16 protein-coding genes (1 of these 16 only partly in view) are annotated in these 15,746 nt (G+C 43.8%); 12 read left to right on the top strand and 4 right to left on the bottom strand.

All coding sequences use genetic code 11. The features are described 5' to 3' along the window. Positions 1-87: 87 nt before the first annotated feature. Positions 88-240, bottom strand: a complete 153-nt coding sequence (locus tag G9X62_RS04005) for a DUF4295 domain-containing protein (protein WP_109324168.1) — start codon at positions 238-240, stop codon at positions 88-90. 8 nt (positions 241-248) lie between these two features. Continuing rightward, positions 249-431 carry a 50S ribosomal protein L33 gene (gene rpmG / locus G9X62_RS04000; RefSeq protein ID WP_223131507.1) on the bottom strand — a complete coding sequence of 61 codons (183 nt, stop codon included), beginning with the start codon at positions 429-431 and terminating at the stop codon, positions 249-251. Positions 432-565: 134 nt separating this feature from the next. Between rpmG and G9X62_RS03995 the strand changes: the two genes are divergently transcribed. The 7 genes from G9X62_RS03995 to lon all read left to right on the top strand — a co-directional run bounded on the left by G9X62_RS03995 (position 566) and on the right by lon (position 9,001). Further along, the gene (locus G9X62_RS03995) at positions 566-1,780 is read left to right on the top strand and encodes an NADH-quinone oxidoreductase subunit D (RefSeq protein ID WP_223131506.1); all 1,215 of its coding nucleotides are present in this window, start codon (positions 566-568) and stop codon (positions 1,778-1,780) included. A gap of 1 nt (position 1,781) precedes the next feature. Further along, positions 1,782-2,759: a polyprenyl synthetase family protein gene (locus tag G9X62_RS03990; RefSeq protein WP_223131505.1), complete on the top strand. Its 978-nt coding sequence runs from the start codon at positions 1,782-1,784 to the stop codon at positions 2,757-2,759. A 17-nt stretch (positions 2,760-2,776) separates the two neighbouring features. Then, entirely contained in the window at positions 2,777-3,391 is a 615-nt protein-coding gene (locus G9X62_RS03985; RefSeq protein ID WP_223131504.1) for a rhomboid family intramembrane serine protease, read from the top strand. Then, the gene (locus G9X62_RS03980; RefSeq protein WP_223131503.1) at positions 3,388-4,548 is read left to right on the top strand and encodes a 1-deoxy-D-xylulose-5-phosphate reductoisomerase; all 1,161 of its coding nucleotides are present in this window, start codon (positions 3,388-3,390) and stop codon (positions 4,546-4,548) included. Before G9X62_RS03985 ends, G9X62_RS03980 begins: the two co-directional genes overlap by 4 nt. Positions 4,549-4,554: 6 nt before the next feature. Then, complete coding sequence (rseP, locus tag G9X62_RS03975; RefSeq protein WP_223131502.1) at positions 4,555-5,946, top strand: RIP metalloprotease RseP; 1,392 nt, start codon at positions 4,555-4,557, stop codon at positions 5,944-5,946. Further along, positions 5,947-6,426, top strand: coding sequence for a DUF6702 family protein (locus G9X62_RS03970; RefSeq protein ID WP_223131501.1), 480 nt, complete (start codon positions 5,947-5,949; stop codon positions 6,424-6,426). Between the two features lie 79 nt (positions 6,427-6,505). Beyond that, positions 6,506-9,001 carry an endopeptidase La gene (gene lon, locus G9X62_RS03965; RefSeq protein ID WP_223131500.1) on the top strand — a complete coding sequence of 832 codons (2,496 nt, stop codon included), beginning with the start codon at positions 6,506-6,508 and terminating at the stop codon, positions 8,999-9,001. On the opposite strand, the gene G9X62_RS03960 is transcribed toward lon, so the two are convergent. Beyond that, positions 8,962-10,884, bottom strand: a complete 1,923-nt coding sequence (locus G9X62_RS03960; RefSeq protein ID WP_223131499.1) for a RecQ family ATP-dependent DNA helicase — start codon at positions 10,882-10,884, stop codon at positions 8,962-8,964. The genes lon and G9X62_RS03960 overlap by 40 nt on opposite strands. 99 nt (positions 10,885-10,983) lie before the next feature. On the opposite strand from G9X62_RS03960, the gene G9X62_RS03955 reads away from it, so the two are divergent. The 5 genes from G9X62_RS03955 to G9X62_RS03935 all read left to right on the top strand — a co-directional run bounded on the left by G9X62_RS03955 (position 10,984) and on the right by G9X62_RS03935 (position 15,444). Further along, the gene (locus G9X62_RS03955; RefSeq protein ID WP_223131498.1) at positions 10,984-12,447 is read left to right on the top strand and encodes a DUF4301 family protein; all 1,464 of its coding nucleotides are present in this window, start codon (positions 10,984-10,986) and stop codon (positions 12,445-12,447) included. A gap of 184 nt (positions 12,448-12,631) precedes the next feature. After that, positions 12,632-13,822 carry a mannonate dehydratase gene (gene uxuA / locus G9X62_RS03950; RefSeq protein ID WP_223131497.1) on the top strand — a complete coding sequence of 397 codons (1,191 nt, stop codon included), beginning with the start codon at positions 12,632-12,634 and terminating at the stop codon, positions 13,820-13,822. Positions 13,823-13,962: 140 nt separating this feature from the next. After that, positions 13,963-14,367, top strand: coding sequence for a 30S ribosomal protein S12 (gene rpsL / locus G9X62_RS03945; protein ID WP_127805424.1), 405 nt, complete (start codon positions 13,963-13,965; stop codon positions 14,365-14,367). Positions 14,368-14,437: 70 nt separating this feature from the next. Next, on the top strand, positions 14,438-14,905 hold the full coding sequence (gene rpsG, locus G9X62_RS03940) for a 30S ribosomal protein S7 (RefSeq protein ID WP_130895318.1): 468 nt from the start codon (positions 14,438-14,440) through the stop codon (positions 14,903-14,905). 131 nt (positions 14,906-15,036) lie between these two features. Next, positions 15,037-15,444, top strand: coding sequence for an RrF2 family transcriptional regulator (locus G9X62_RS03935; RefSeq protein ID WP_130895317.1), 408 nt, complete (start codon positions 15,037-15,039; stop codon positions 15,442-15,444). Between the two features lie 10 nt (positions 15,445-15,454). Here the strand turns inward: G9X62_RS03935 and G9X62_RS03930 are convergent, their stop codons facing one another. Further along, positions 15,455-15,746, bottom strand: partial view of an RluA family pseudouridine synthase gene (locus G9X62_RS03930; RefSeq protein WP_223131496.1) — the end only. 434 nt of this gene lie beyond the right edge of the window; the window shows 292 of its 726 coding nt (coding positions 435-726); its start codon lies off the right edge, out of view; the stop codon is at positions 15,455-15,457.

The following is a 15,746-nucleotide window of genomic DNA, read 5'->3' as shown; positions in this document are numbered from 1 at the left end:
TTTCAATGCGAAGGTACGCAAAATAAAAAAAGTCCCTTCAAGAAGGGACTTCAATTTTTTTAAGATAGGTAAACGGGTATTGAAAAATTAGTTTTTCAATGCAGCGTTAACTTCATCTTGAAGGATGATTTCTTCTTTGAAGGTATAAGCTCCTGTTGTAGGATTCTTAACCGCCTTAATGATCTTAGCGTACTTAACGCCGCCTTCTTTCTTCAGAGTTGCAACTACTTTCTTAGCCATGGGTCAACCTATTTAATTTCTTTATGTAAAGTAACTTTTTTCAAAACAGGGTTGTATTTTTTCAACTCAATACGTGCTGTTGTGTTTTTACGATTTTTCGTAGTGATGTAGCGAGACATTCCTGGTAAACCAGTTTCTTTGTGCTCAGTGCATTCTAAGATTACTTGAATGCGATTTCCTTTCTTTGCCATAATAGATAAATCTTTTATCCGCCTCTGCTCGAAACGGAATGCAAAGGTAGAAGAATTTCTTTTTTTCCCAAAGCCTTTGCTAAAAATAGATAGAAAAATTTATTTTTACCCATTAGATTTCTCATTTTTGCTTAATGAATCCCATCCAGTATCAATTTCTTCCAGAAAATTTCGAGAACTCGGACCCTAATAAATTTCGGGTAGAGGATCTGAAATCAGAAGAAATGATTATTTCGTTGGGACCTCAACACCCTTCGACCCATGGGGTCCTTCGTTTAGAAGTGATTTCGGACGGCGAATGGATCAAAGAAGTCGTTCCACATCTGGGTTATTTACACCGTTGTTTTGAGAAGCATGCTGAAGCCTTGCCTTTTAACCAAATCATCCCTTATGTGGATCGCTTGGACTATATGGCGGCGATGAACTCAGAGCATGCCTATGTAATGGCGGTTGAGAAGATGCTGGATTTGACTGGTAAGTTGCCCAAACGTATTGAATACATTCGTGTCCTCGTAGCAGAATTAAACCGGATTGCCTCGCACTTTGTGGCGATTGGGACCTATGGTTTGGATATTGGTGCGTATACCCCTTTTTTATGGTTGATGCGGGATCGGGAAGACATTCAACGGATGTTAGAATGGCTTTCGGGTGCTAGGATGTTGTATAATTATGTGTGGGTTGGTGGGTTGTTCTATGATTTGCCTTTGGGCTTTGAAGAGAAGGTGCAGGAATTAGTGCCGGTCATCAAGAACACCATTAAAGAAGTAAAACAATTAGTAGAAGATAATAGTATATTCATCAAGAGGACCGCGAATGTGGGTGTTTTACCCCTGAATGCGGCGATTAATTATGGATGTACCGGTCCGGTACTACGGGGTTCTGGTTTGCCTTTTGACCTGCGCCGCATTGATGGTTATTCAGTCTATCCGGAATTAGAATTTGATATTCCAGTAGGAGAGGGTGCGATGGGTGCGGTGGGCGATTGCTGGGATCGAAATCACGTCAGGATTCGCGAATGCGAGGAATCGCTTCGGATTATTGAACAATGTATCGTGGCCTTGCTTGGCGATGAGAAAAGGACGCGGGAGTTTGATCCTCAGGCTTTGGTCCCTAAAAAAATCCGTCCTAAAGCGATGGATGCCTATGTGAGGGCCGAAAATCCGAAAGGCGAACTCGGTTTCTATGTTCGCACGGATGGTCGCTCGGATATTCCACAACGCTTGAAAGTGCGCGCTTGCTCTTTCCACCACCTCTCCGTGTTGCCTTATTTGGCGAAAGGAACGTATTTAGCAGATTTAGTAGCCATCATCGGATCCTTGGATTTAGTGATGGGCGAAGTAGATAGATAAGATGAACAAAGCATTTTTAGCAGCCCTCGAAGAGGAAATCAGTCGTTTAGATATAGGCCAAAACCCTACCGAACTTTACGACCCCATCCATTACCTCCTGAGTTTAGGTGGCAAGCGGATTCGCCCTGTCCTTTGTTTATTGACCTATTCCTTGTTCAAATCCGACTGGGAAAAACAAGTTCCTGCCGCTTTATCCGTCGAAATTTTCCACAATTTCACCTTGATGCACGACGACATTATGGATAAAGCGCCTCTACGCCGTGGCAAGCAAACGGTCCACGAAAAATGGAATGACAACATCGCCATATTATCCGGCGACGTGATGTTAGTGAATGCATACCAATACTTGAATAAGGTCAAAGGATTAAGCCTTGATGCTTTTCAGCATTTATTGGGGCGCCTTTCCCGTATCGCTGCAGAAGTGTGCGAAGGGCAGCAATTCGATATGAATTTCGAAAGCCGTGACGATGTGACGGTGGAAGAATACGTCGAAATGATTCGTTTGAAAACGTCGGTTTTGATCGGCTTTTCGATGGAAATGGGCGGTTTACTCGCTGCAGCGCCTTCTCAGATTTCTGATTCCTTATATCGCATTGGAGAAACCATCGGTCTGGGATTTCAATTGAAGGATGATTTATTAGACGTTTATGGGGATCCGGAGAAATTTGGGAAGCAGCCCGGCGGAGATATTTTAGCGAATAAAAAAACCTATTTACTGATAAAAGCGTTTGAAAAAGCAACGGGTTCTACGCTCGCTTCGCTAGAAAAATGGGTGGCTGCCACCGACTACGATGCAACAGAAAAAGTGCAGGCGGTCACGGCGATCTACGATTCCTTGAATCTGAAGGCTGAAACCGAAGCGGTTATCGCCTCTTATTTCGATGCCGCCTTTATGGAAATTCAATCTCTGGCCATTTCCGAAGAGCAAAAATCAGCCTTGGTAAAGTTTATGAGCGGGTTGGTTGATCGCGAAGTTTAACGTAGTTTTGTTCTTATATGGTCTCGATTGTACTTATCGCTGTGACGATTATTATTTCCCTGGTGGCTTGGCAAAAGCCAGACTTGATGGGAAAAATGCTCATGAACCCGTACCGGATTCAACACAGAAACGAATATTGGCGTTTTGTTAGCTCGGGATTTATCCATGCGGACTTTACGCACCTGTTTTTTAATTTGTTTTCCTTCTTCTTTTTTGGGGTTCAATTAGAACAGATTTTTAATCAATTATTTCCGTCGATCGCATCGGAATTATACATTCTCTTTTATGTGTTAGCGATTGTGGTGGCAGATTTGCCTACTTTTTTCAAACAGAAAAATAATCCGAATTATAACTCTTTAGGGGCATCAGGAGCGGTTTCAGCCGTGATTTTTGCGGGAATTTTATTCTTCCCTATGGAAAAAATTTACTTGTTTGGCTTCTTTGGAATCCCTGGATTTATTTATGCTGGTTTGTTTACCTGGTACTCCGTAGAGATGGATAAACGCAGTCGTGATTTCGTGAATCACAGTGCGCATTTGTATGGGGCCTTGTTTGGTATCGTGGCGATGACGCTTTTGTATCCACAAGTATGGATCAGTTTTGTAGAACAAATAACGGCCATGCTTCGATGAAAAGAATAGCGATTTTAGGTAGCACGGGTTCCATCGGGACACAGGCCTTGGAGGTGATTGCGGAGCATCCTTCTGAGTTCTCTGTTGAGGTCTTAACCGCCCAAAACCAAGCTGATTTGCTCATCACCCAAGCTTTAGCCTGGAAACCGGCTCATGTTGTCATTGGTAATGAAGCGAAATATTCGGAGGTGAAAGCAGCTTTAGCCGGAACTGAAATCCAAGTGCATTCAGGGGCAAAAGCCCTAGAAGAAGTGGTTACCCTCGATTCTGTCGACATCGTGTTAACAGCTTTAGTGGGTTACGCTGGTTTATTGCCCACGGTGAAAGCGATAAAGGCAGGTAAGCCAATCGCCTTAGCGAATAAAGAAACTTTAGTGGTGGCTGGTGCCTTAATTATGCCTTTAGCGCGGGAAATGGGTGTGCCCATTTTGCCGGTTGATTCAGAGCATTCGGCGATTTTCCAATGCCTGATGGGTGAGTCACATAACCCCATCGAGAAAGTGATATTAACGGCTTCGGGTGGACCTTTTCGAGGTTTTAGCCGCGAGCAATTAGCTCAAGTAACGCGGGCTCAAGCTTTGAAACACCCGAATTGGTCGATGGGCGCGAAGATTACCATCGACTCGGCCAGTTTGATGAACAAGGGTTTAGAGGTGATTGAGGCGGCTTGGTTATTTGACGTGAAACCTTCTGAAATCGAGGTGGTCGTACATCCACAGTCGATCGTTCACTCTTTAGTGCAGTTCGAGGATGGATCGATCAAGGCGCAACTTGGTTTGCCGGATATGAAATTGCCTATTCAGTTTGCTTTAGGGTACCCGAATCGGATGAAGGCGAGTTTCCCTCGTTTTGATTTTAGACAGTATCCGTCCTTGACTTTTGAGCAGGCAGATACACAGACTTTCCGTAATTTAGGGCTTGCTTTTCAGGCCTTGGAAAAAGGGGGAAATCAGGCGTGTTTATTGAATGCGGCGAATGAGGTGGCGGTAGCGGCCTTTTTGGAAGATGAGATTGGATTTTTAGCGATGTCTGATTTGAACGAATATTGTATGAATCAGGGAACTTTTATCGCGAATCCGTCATTAGAGGATTACATTAAAAGTGATCAATTAAGTAGAATCATGGCTCAGGAATGGGTGAATAAAAATAGAAAATAGCGAATTATGGAAGGTTTAGTGATGGCAGGGCAATTGATTTTAGGATTGTCGATTTTAGTAACATTGCACGAGTTTGGGCACTTTATTACCGCCAAATGGTTCAAGATGCGCGTCGAAAAGTTCTACCTTTTCTTCGACTTTATGTTCCCGATTCCTACGGTATTAAACTTCGCTTTGTTTAAAAAGAAAGTAGGCGACACCGAATATGGTTTAGGCTGGTTCCCCTTAGGTGGCTACGTTTCCATCGCGGGAATGATTGATGAAACACAAGATGCAGCGACTTTAGCGAAAGACCCTGAACCTTGGGAATTCCGTGCTAAACCCGCTTGGCAGCGTCTGATCGTGATGTTAGGTGGCGTAATCGTCAACATCATTACGGGCGTGGTGATTTTCGTTTGCTTGACCTATTCGAACGGAAACAACTTTATTTCGAAAGAAGAATTAAACAAGAATGGAATCGTGGCCTTAGATTTAGGCAAACAAATCGGCCTGAAGACGGGGGATAAAATCATTCGCGTAAACGGCGCTGATTACAAGCAATTGTCTGATTTGCGCGCTTCTGATGTGTTATTAGGGGAGAATTCTTCCTATACAGTACAACGTGGCGACCAGACTTTGGAGATCAAAATTCCTTCTAATTTCATCGAAAAATTAAGCGATAAGAAAGCGGGATTCATTGAGCCAATTGCTCCGTTTAAAGTAGCTGAAGTGGCCGCTCCTGAAGAGCCAGGTTTCTTTGATAAGTTCTCTGCATCGAAGCCAGCGGAATTATTGCCAGCCTATGCGGCGGGATTGAAAAAGGGCGATGTAATCACTTCAGTGAACGCGAGTCCGGTTCATTTCTACCACGAGGTAAAAGAATTAATTACGAAGGAAGCGGGTAAGCCTATTCGCTTAGGTATTTTACGCGGAGGCGTGGCGGACACCTTGTCTATGGAGGTGACGGCTTCCGGCCAAATCGGATTTATTCCGGAGATGTTGATTCAAGTTTCGCACGAAGATTATTCGTTTGCGGAGGCAGCGAGCATCGGAACGGGTCGTGCCTTTTCCGTGATTTCGGATAACATCAAAGGGTTCAAGAAAATTGCTTCGGGTGATGTTTCGGCATCGAAAGCCTTGAGTGGACCTATTGGCATCGCCCAAATGTTCGGTGGTGTATGGGATTGGAATCGTTTCTGGATGCTGACGGGTTTATTATCAATGGCTTTGGCCTTTATGAATATCTTACCTATTCCAGCTTTAGATGGCGGACACGCAATTTTCTTGATTTATGAGATGATTACGGGTAAGCCGGCATCCGAAAAGGTCTTGGAAAAAGCGCAGCAGGTAGGTATGCTCATCTTGCTTGCTTTGATGGCTTACACATTTGGTAACGATATTTTCAAAGCCTTTTTCTAGTTGAAACTGCTGGTTCTATTTTTTGGTCTGTTTTTCCCTGATCTGCACCCATTTCATAGTTCGGTGACGGAGATGAGTTATAATGTGAAAGACCAAAGCTGGGAAATCAGCATTCGCCTGTTTCAAGATGACTTGGAGCAAACGTTAAGCTCAGCGACTGGAAAGAAATTTCGAATGATTCCGGGAGATGAGGCATCTGAAAAAGGGTTAGAGTCCTATGTCCGTAAGCATTTCGGTTTTCGTGCTGGTAAGCAATTTTCAACTCCCTATCGGTGGTTAGGAACAGAGCAACAGCAAGACGCGATTTGGGTGTATCTAGAAATTCCTACCACCGCTGACTTAGCGGGATCTTACTTAGAGAACTCGCTGTTTTTAGACGAATTTGACGACCAAACGAATCTCGTTTCCTGGTCTTTTCAAGGCGCAAAAAAATCCTACCTTTTTCGGAAAAGCCAAGAGGTACAACAATTATCAAGATAATCATACTGCCATCTTGACGTTTGGCATAAAAATTGATTAATATCGTCCGCTCAAGTGGAGCAGAATTTAAAAATGTGGTATGAATAATCCAAATGACCTTTTTAAGCATTTACAGCTTTCAGAGATGTCTGATTTTGAAAATATAGAATTGATCCCAATCGGGTCAGAAGGGATGGACAATGATGACAAAATGGGCGTTTTGTCAGACCAATTGCCTATCCTTCCCATTCGAAATATCGTTTTGTTTCCGGGTATGGTGATTCCAATCACGGTATCTCGCCAAAAATCTGTTCGCCTTGTGAAGAAAGCCTACAAAGGCGATCGCACGATTGGTGTTTTAGTACAAGCTAATAATTCTAAAGACGAGCCTACGCCAGATGATTTGTACAAAATCGGAACGGTTGCGCACATTGTGAAGATGTTTGTTCTGCCAGGAGGAAACACGACCATCATCGTGCAAGGCCGCAAACGTTTTGAAGTAAACGAATACATCAAAACGGAGCCGAATCTGTTAGCGCGTGTTTCCTATATCGAGGACACGTTCCCTAAAAAATTAAATAAGGAAAATAAAGCACTCGTTTCTACGCTGAAAGAGTGTGCTTTGAAGATATTAAACCTGAATCCAGAGATTCCTCGGGAGGCGCAAATCGCCTTGGATAACATCGAATCCTCTGCGTTTTTAGTGCATTTCCTTTCTTCGAATATTAATGCGGAATTAAAGGAAAAGCAGGCTTTGTTAGAGACCTTGGATGGGATTGAGCAGGCGACGCATTTGCTGGAGCACATGTTGAAAGACATCCAGCACTTAGAGTTGAAGCGCGAGATTCAGAGTAAAGCTTCGAGTGATATCGACCAGCAGCAGCGGGACTATTATATTCGCCAGCAGATTAAAGTCTTGCAGGAGGAATTAGGAGTGGAAAGTCCCGAGCAAGAATTGGACGGTCTGCGTGCGAAAGGGGCAAAGAAGAAGTGGTCGAAAGAAGTAAATGATTTCTTCCAAAAAGAACTCTCCAAACTTCAACGCACGAATTCGATGTCTGGCGAATACCCGATGTTGATGAATTACGTGGAATTGATTGCGGATTTACCTTGGGGAGAATTCACGAAAGACAATTTTGATCTGGTGAAGGCGAAGAAGGTGTTGGATGCGGATCATTTCGGATTAGAAAAAGTCAAAGAACGCATCATCGAATACCTAGCGGTATTGAAGATGAAAGGTGATATGAAAGCGCCTATCTTGTGCCTTTATGGCCCTCCGGGTGTGGGTAAGACGTCTTTGGGGCGTTCGATTGCCAAAGCTTTGGGAAGAAAATACGTCCGTATGGCCTTAGGTGGTCTGCGTGATGAGGCCGAAATCAGAGGCCACCGCAAAACCTATGTGGGCGCGATGCCAGGCAAGGTGATTCAAAGCATCAAAAAAGCAGGGTCTTCTAATCCCGTTTTCATTTTAGATGAGATTGATAAAGTAGGTTCGGACCACCGTGGGGATCCGTCGTCTGCTTTGTTGGAGGTATTAGACCCGGAACAAAACAGCAGCTTCATGGATAATTACCTCGAATGTGATTACGATCTATCTCGAGTGATGTTCATCGCTACCGCAAATAATTTAGATACGATTCATCCTGCTTTGCGCGACCGTATGGAGATCATCGAGGTAAGTGGTTACACGATGGAGGAAAAAGTCCAAATCGCGAAAAAACACTTATTGCCTAAGCAAAAGAAAGAGCACGGTTTAGAGAAAGCGGAATTTGCGATGAACGACGGAGCGATCCAAAAGGTCATCGAAGGATATACCCGCGAATCAGGTGTTCGTAAATTAGAACAAGAGATCGGTCGCGTGGTGCGCAAGATCACAAAATCCATTGCGATGGATCAAGACTATCCACACAAAATCACGTCGACAGATGTCGTGAAATTATTGGGTCAAGAGCACTTCGATAAGGATACCTACGAGAATAATGAATATGCTGGAGTCGTAACAGGTCTAGCGTGGACACCCGTTGGAGGAGATATCTTATTTATTGAAACCTTATTGAACCGCGGGAAAGGCGTCTTAACACTTTCTGGTCAATTAGGTGATGTGATGAAAGAGTCTGCGATGGCCGCTTTGAGTTTCTTAAAGGCACATTCGGATGAATACGGCATTGATTACCGTATTTTTGATCAATACAATTTACACATTCACGTTCCAGCTGGGGCGGTACCTAAAGATGGTCCATCCGCGGGTATTACGATGTTAACGGCGATTGCATCGGCATTAACGCAGCGCAAGGTGAAATCGAAATTAGCGATGACCGGCGAGATTACACTACGTGGCAAAGTTTTGCCAGTGGGTGGAATCAAGGAGAAAATTTTAGCGGCGAAAAGAGCGGGAATAAAAGAAATCATTATGTGCTCGAAGAACCGCAAAGATGTGGAAGAAATCGAGGCGCATTATATTTCGGATTTGAGCTTCCACTACGTAGACGACGCGAAAGAAGTATTGGCTTTAGCGCTTTTAAAAGAGCAGGTGAAGAATCCGGTAAAGTTTGTTTTTCAGGCAGAACCGATAGCGAGCTCCTCTGCAGCATTATAGTGAATTTCGCCTAATTCAAGACTGAATTGAATGATGCGCAGCGCCTCAGCAGAAGCCAAAGGGCGGAGGCATTCCACTAGATCTTGAACGGATAAGGGTCCGTTTTTCAAATAAGTCAGAATCAATTTGCGTTCTGCTTCAAGGCCTTCGGGGATATTTTTCCCGGAGGCTTCTTTTTTGCGCTGCAAGCAATGATCGCAGATGCCACAAGAAGTCTTTAACGACTCGCCAAAATACGAGGTAATCAAAAGCGTTCTACATGCCTCCGAATGTGTCACATAGTGAATCATCGCATCTATCTTTTTCTTCGACCGCTCCTTCTTCTTCAAGTATTCAGACCAGATGATAGGTAGGTTTTCGATGTTCGCCCGAGGCGTCAAAAAGACCAATTTAGGCAGGCCATTTTGTTTGTCATATTCGATTAATTCGAACTTCTCCAACAAGGCTAAATTGCGTTCCACCTCTGCGGGAGGAATCTTTATCTGATGAGCGAAGTCCGCTTCGGAGATACTGACGAATTGAGTATATAAATTGCCCCCATAGATTCGTAGCAGCCCTTTTAGGAAGGATTCGAATTTCTCGTTTCGGATTTGAAAATCGTATAGTTCGGTGGAGCTGACGATGAAGCGGATTTTGGAGGGATTTTGAAAGGCCTCGTTTAATAATAATAGACCCTCTGCTTCTAATGTCTTTAAGGCAAAATAGGTCTGAGAGCTGGGTAAATTGAATCGCTTGCACAAATCCATCCAGTCAAAATCGTAACTCTGTAGCTCGCCACTTCCTTCGGCTACTTGCAGATAATTAGATACGGCTTGGTAGGTGCGTTTAATTGTCTCCGCTGTTGGAAATGATTTTTCCCATTGGGCCGTTAAATCCAACACATCTTTCTCTTCGTATAAAATGGCGGCATAGGCCTTTTTCTCGTCTCGACCCGCTCGGCCTGCCTCTTGGTAATAAGCCTCGATAGTATCGGGTAAGTCGAGGTGCACCACCAGCCGAACATCTGGTTTGTCGATTCCCATCCCAAAGGCATTGGTCGCCACGATGCAATCGATTTTCCCCTCGATCCAGTCTTTTTGGCGTGCGCTTCTGACCTCGCCTGGAAGACCGGCATGGTAAAAAGTGCTGGATAAACCGGCTTTAGATAACAGATCTGAAATCTCTTGGGTTCGTCGGCGATTCCGCACATAGACAATGGAAGAACCGGGAACCCGCTGCAGCATCGAGCAAAGTTTCTTCTCCTTATCCGCTTCATAGAGAACAGAATAGGAGAGGTTCGATCGGCTGAAACTTTTTTGGAATACGGCTGCGTTCTTGAATTGCAGCTTTTCTTGAATTTCTTGTTTTACTTCTTCGTTCGCGGAGGCCGTCAAAGCGATACACGGAACGCTTGGAATCAACGCGCGAAAGTCAGCAATCTCTAAATAGGGCGGTCTGAAATCGTGACCCCATTGCGAAATACAGTGCGCCTCATCGATGACCAACAAGCTGATGTTCATCTGTTTCGCCCGTTCAATGAACAAATCCGTTTTTAAACGCTCAGGTGAAACGTAAAGAAATTTCGTGTTGCCGTAAATGCAATTGTCTAATAAGATGTCGATTTGGCGTTTGCGGAGGCCGGAAAATAGGGCGGTCGCTGGAATGCCACGGCGGTTTAATTGCGCTACCTGGTCTTGCATCAAGGCAATTAGGGGCGTGATGACGACACATATTCCCGGCAAAGCGAGGGCTGGCACTTGAAAACAAATGGACTTTCCACCACCGGTGGGCAATAAAGCTAGGGTATCCTTGCCATCCAGCACCGAGTGAATGATTTCCTCCTGCAGGGGCCTGAAAGCCGAATGCCCCCAGTATTTTTGTAATATGTCCTGAATATCCACCATCGTCTAAACAAATCTACCAAAAAAGAATGAACTCCTCCACCGGATTTTTAGGAATTCCTGAGAAGAAATGCTAATTTTTAGACACAAAAGAAAGCGCATATGTTATCAGAGAAGGATTTAGCCCAATTATCGAAACGCGGAATTACGCCTGCAGAAATGAATCAACAAGTTGATTTTTTTAAATCTGGCTTCCCTTGGATGAATTTGGAAAAATCTGCCTCGATCGGGAATGGGATTTTTCAGTTTTCAGAAGAGCAACTCCAGGAATTCATTGCACGCTTTGATCAGCAAAAATCAGCACTTTCCATTTTGAAGATGGTTCCCGCCTCTGGTGCGGCGACGCGGATGTTTAAATCACTGTTCGAATGCTTGTCGACAGGGGAGGAAAACAAGGAATGTACGAAGTTTTTCGATGAGCTAGATCACTTTGCTTTTTACCCAGAGTTGAAAGAGTTGATTGAAGCGAATGATGACTCAGCCGAAATACTGAATAAATTACTCGGTTCGGCGGGAATGAATTATGGCCAAAAACCGAAAGGTCTTCTCGCTTTCCACTCTTATACAGATGGTGCACGAACTCCGCTAGAGGAACACATCGTGGAAGCGGAGGCTTATGCTTCGAATGGCCAAAAAGCCCGCTTGCATTTCACCGTCTCCCCAGAACATCGCAGCGGTTTCGAGGATTTAGTAAAAAAACTCGTACCGAAATGGGCAACGAAAACCGGTATCCAATTCGAGATTACATTCTCAGAACAAAAACCTGCAACAGATACAATCGCCGTCAATCCGGACAATACCCTGTTCCGTGAGGTCGATGGATCCTTGCTCTTTAGACCAGCTGGTCATGGGGCTTTATTAGAGAATTTAAATGACTTGAAAGCCGATGTGATCTTCATTAAAAATATTGATAATGTGGTTCCAGATGCTTTGAAACAACCGACCATTGAATACAAGAAGGCCTTAGGAGGGTTGTTGTTGTGGATTTTGGAAGGTATAGAACACCTGGATAAGCAATTGCAAGAAAATCCATCTGAGACTACCATCGAAGAGGCATTAGATGAGATGGCCACCTATTTAGGCTTTGTACCTGCGTCAAATTTTGCTGCATTATCGCAAACGGAAAAAGTGGTAAAAATCAGGGAAGTTTTAGCTCGTCCTACGCGCGTTTGTGGAGTGGTAAAAAATACGGGAGAGCCGGGAGGAGGACCATTCTGGTGTCAAGATGCGAATGGGAATTTCACACTTCAACTCGTGGAATCTGCTCAAATTGATATGAAGAACGAAGACCAAAAAGCGAAATTCCACCAAGCCTCTCACTTCAATCCGGTAGATTTAGTGTGCGCTACCCGTGGTTTGAATCTATTGAACTATCGAGACATGAATACAGGTTTTATCACAGATAAGACCAAAGACGGAAAAGAATTAAAGGCGATGGAGTTGCCGGGACTTTGGAACGGAGCGATGTCAGATTGGAACACTCTTTTTGTGGAAGTGCCATTAGAAACATTCAACCCGGTGAAAACGGTGACCGATTTAGTTAGGCCCGCACACCAAAACGGCTAGGCTATTTTTTGTTTGTAAAAAACTACCTATTTTTGTCGCCCCTAAGAAAGAGATTTTAAAGGAAGTATATAAATGCTTGATTACAAAAACCTTGCCCGGCTTCCAGGCAAGGTTTTTTATTTGGCCATATAATAGGTAAAATTATGGGCTAAAGGACTTTAATTAAGTAGTAAACAAAAGAACTATGGCTTTAGAACAAACGTGGAGGTGGTTTGGCCCCAATGATCCGGTAAAATTATCTGACGTACGCCAAGCAGGCGCAACGGGTATTGTGAGTGCTCTACACCAAATTCCAAATGGGAAAGTGTGGGAGTTACAGGATATTTTGGAACGCAAGGCCATCATCGAGGCGGCTGGATTGAGCTGGTCTGTGATCGAAAGTATTCCAGTGCACGAGGATATCAAAACGCGTTCAGGGAACTACAAGCAGTACATCGAAAACTACAAAACGTCTTTACGTAATGTAGGCGAGGCGGGTTTAGATCTAGTATGTTATAATTTTATGCCTATTCTGGACTGGACAAGAACGGATTTGGATTTTCGTTTTCCAGACGGAAGTACGGGATTGCGCTTTGATGCGGCAGAATTTTGTGCTTTTGAATTGTTCTTATTGAAGCGTCCAGGAGCAGAACAACATTACACAGCCGAGCAAATTGCCAGAGCTCAAAAATGGTTCGATGCATCCACTCCCGCGCAACAAGAGAAATTAATCCGCAATATCATCGCCGGTTTACCGGGTTCAGAAGAAAGCTTCACGTTGAAGTCTTTCCAAGAAGCGTTAGATACCTATTCCGAAGTAGGAGAGAAGGAGTTGCGCGAGAATTTATATGAATTCATTCGGGACATCACGCCAGCAGCCGAGGAGGCAGGGGTCAATTTATCGATTCACCCGGATGATCCTCCGTATCCGATTTTGGGCTTGCCACGCGTGGTGAGTACGGAAAGCGATGCGGTTCAATTATTAAATGCCTACGAAAGCAACGTAAATGGATTGTGTTTCTGCACGGGAAGTTACGGCGTTAGAGAAGACAACGATTTAGTGGGCATGGTTGAGCGCCTGGGTCATCGCATTAATTTTATCCACTTGCGCGCAACGCGACGCGATCAATACGGAAATTTCCACGAAGCAGACCATTTAGATGGGGATGTGGATATGTTCGGAGTAATGAAGGGATTAGTGAATGAGCAGGACAAACGCATTGCATCAGGTCGCAGGGATTTCCGTTTGCCATTCCGCCCAGATCACGGCCATCGGATGTTAGATGATTTGCAGGAAGGAAAGAAGACAAATCCTGGCTACACGGCCATCGGTCGTTTGCGCGGTTTAGCGGAGTTACGTGGTTTGGAAATGGGAATCCGCGGGTTTTTGAAATAATTTTCATTTTCCCCTTTTGATTTCTATATCTTATTGCTAACTTTGCACCCCCATTAGTGTGGGATAACTCTATCTTATTGAGTTTGACGCGCTTGAAGGGATTAAAAGAATTTTAAATTTTAAACGGTAATTATTCCAAAATGCCAACTATTCAGCAATTAGTGCGCAAGGGACGTGAGCAAATGACTTGGAAATCTAAGTCACCAGCTTTGGATTCTTGTCCACAAAGAAGAGGGGTTTGTACTCGTGTATACACGACTACTCCTAAAAAACCAAACTCAGCGATGCGTAAAGTAGCTCGTGTTCGCTTAACAAACCAAAAAGAGGTGAATGCCTACATTCCAGGTGAAGGTCACAACTTACAAGAGCACTCGATCGTATTGATCCGTGGTGGTCGTGTAAAAGACTTACCAGGTGTACGTTATCACATCATTCGTGGAGCTTTAGATACAGCCGGTGTTTCTGGTCGTTTACAGTCTCGTTCGAAGTATGGTGCTAAACGTCCTAAACCAGGTCAAGCAGCTCCAACAGGTAAAAAGAAATAATTTATTAACAGAAAGATCCAGTATGCTTCGTTAAAGCAGAAGGTTGGGTCGATTTTAAAAAACTAACAAAATGAGAAAGGCGAAACCAAAAAAGCGCTACGTATTGCCAGATCCTAAATTTAAGGATGTATTAGTTACTAAGTTTGTAAACAACTTAATGTACGATGGAAAGAAATCTACAGCATTTACCATCTTTTATGATGCGTTAGACAAAGTAGAGGAACGTACAAAAGAAAACGGTTTAGAAACTTGGAAAAAAGCATTGAATAATGTGATGCCATCAGTGGAGGTTAAGAGCCGTCGCGTGGGTGGAGCAAACTTCCAAGTACCAACAGAAGTACGAGCTGAACGTAAAGTTTCATTGGGAATGAAGTGGTTAATCGGTTACGCGCGTAAGCGTGGTGACAAAACAATGATGGATCGCTTAGCGAACGAAATCATTGCAGCATCGAAAGGTGAGGGAGCAGCAGTGAAGAAGAAAGATGATACACACAGAATGGCAGAAGCGAACAAAGCGTTCTCTCACTTCCGTTTCTAATTCATTTGAATTACGTAAAAAGGCTAGCTTTCGAGTTAGCCTTTTTTTTTGCGGCCACTCAGTACTTAATCGAGCGGACTAATGGAGTATTCCTGAATTTTGTTTAGCTTTGATTCACAATCAACAACACTATGATTTCGAAGAAGGCAAAATATGCTTTAAAGGCTTTAAAAGTATTGGCGCAATCCTATGAGAAAGGCCCCTTATTGATTTCGCATATTGCGGAATCGGAGAAGATACCTAAGAAATTCCTCGAAGCGATTTTATTAGAGTTACGTAATCACGGAATTTTACAGTCCCAAAAAGGGAAAGGCGGCGGTTACTACCTGCGCATTCCTCCAGCGGAAGTTACTTTTGCGAAAATCATTCGGATTGTGGATGGTCCCATCGCACCAGCTTTGTGTGTTTCACTTCACTTCTATGGCAAATGCGATGACTGCGCTGACGAGGAAACCTGTCAGCTGAGAACGGTCTTGACAAAATGGAGGGATGCAAACTTATCCGTTTTAGAAAATACGACACTAGAGGAGCTTATGTAAGCTCCTTTTTTTATTCGTATAAGTGATCCAAGTTTTTCATCTTGAACTCATCGTTATCTAATTCCAAAAACTCTTCCCAGAATGGATTTTCCGGAACAGACGCTTTGCAGATAATCGGTGTTTTCTTAATTGGATGGATGAAATACAAACGGCGTGCGTGTAAATTAATGCTTGCATCTACGTTCGGTTTATCGTAACCGTATTTGATGTCGCCACGAATGGGGCAATTCAAAGAAGCTAATTGTACTCGAATTTGGTGTGGTCTTCCTGTGATAGGTTCTACCTCTACTAAATAATGTAGA

It is taken from the genome of Aquirufa lenticrescens (assembly GCF_019916085.1).
GTDB classification, from domain to species: domain Bacteria; phylum Bacteroidota; class Bacteroidia; order Cytophagales; family Spirosomataceae; genus Aquirufa; species Aquirufa lenticrescens.
This window is presented reverse-complemented; position numbering and strand designations above follow the sequence as displayed.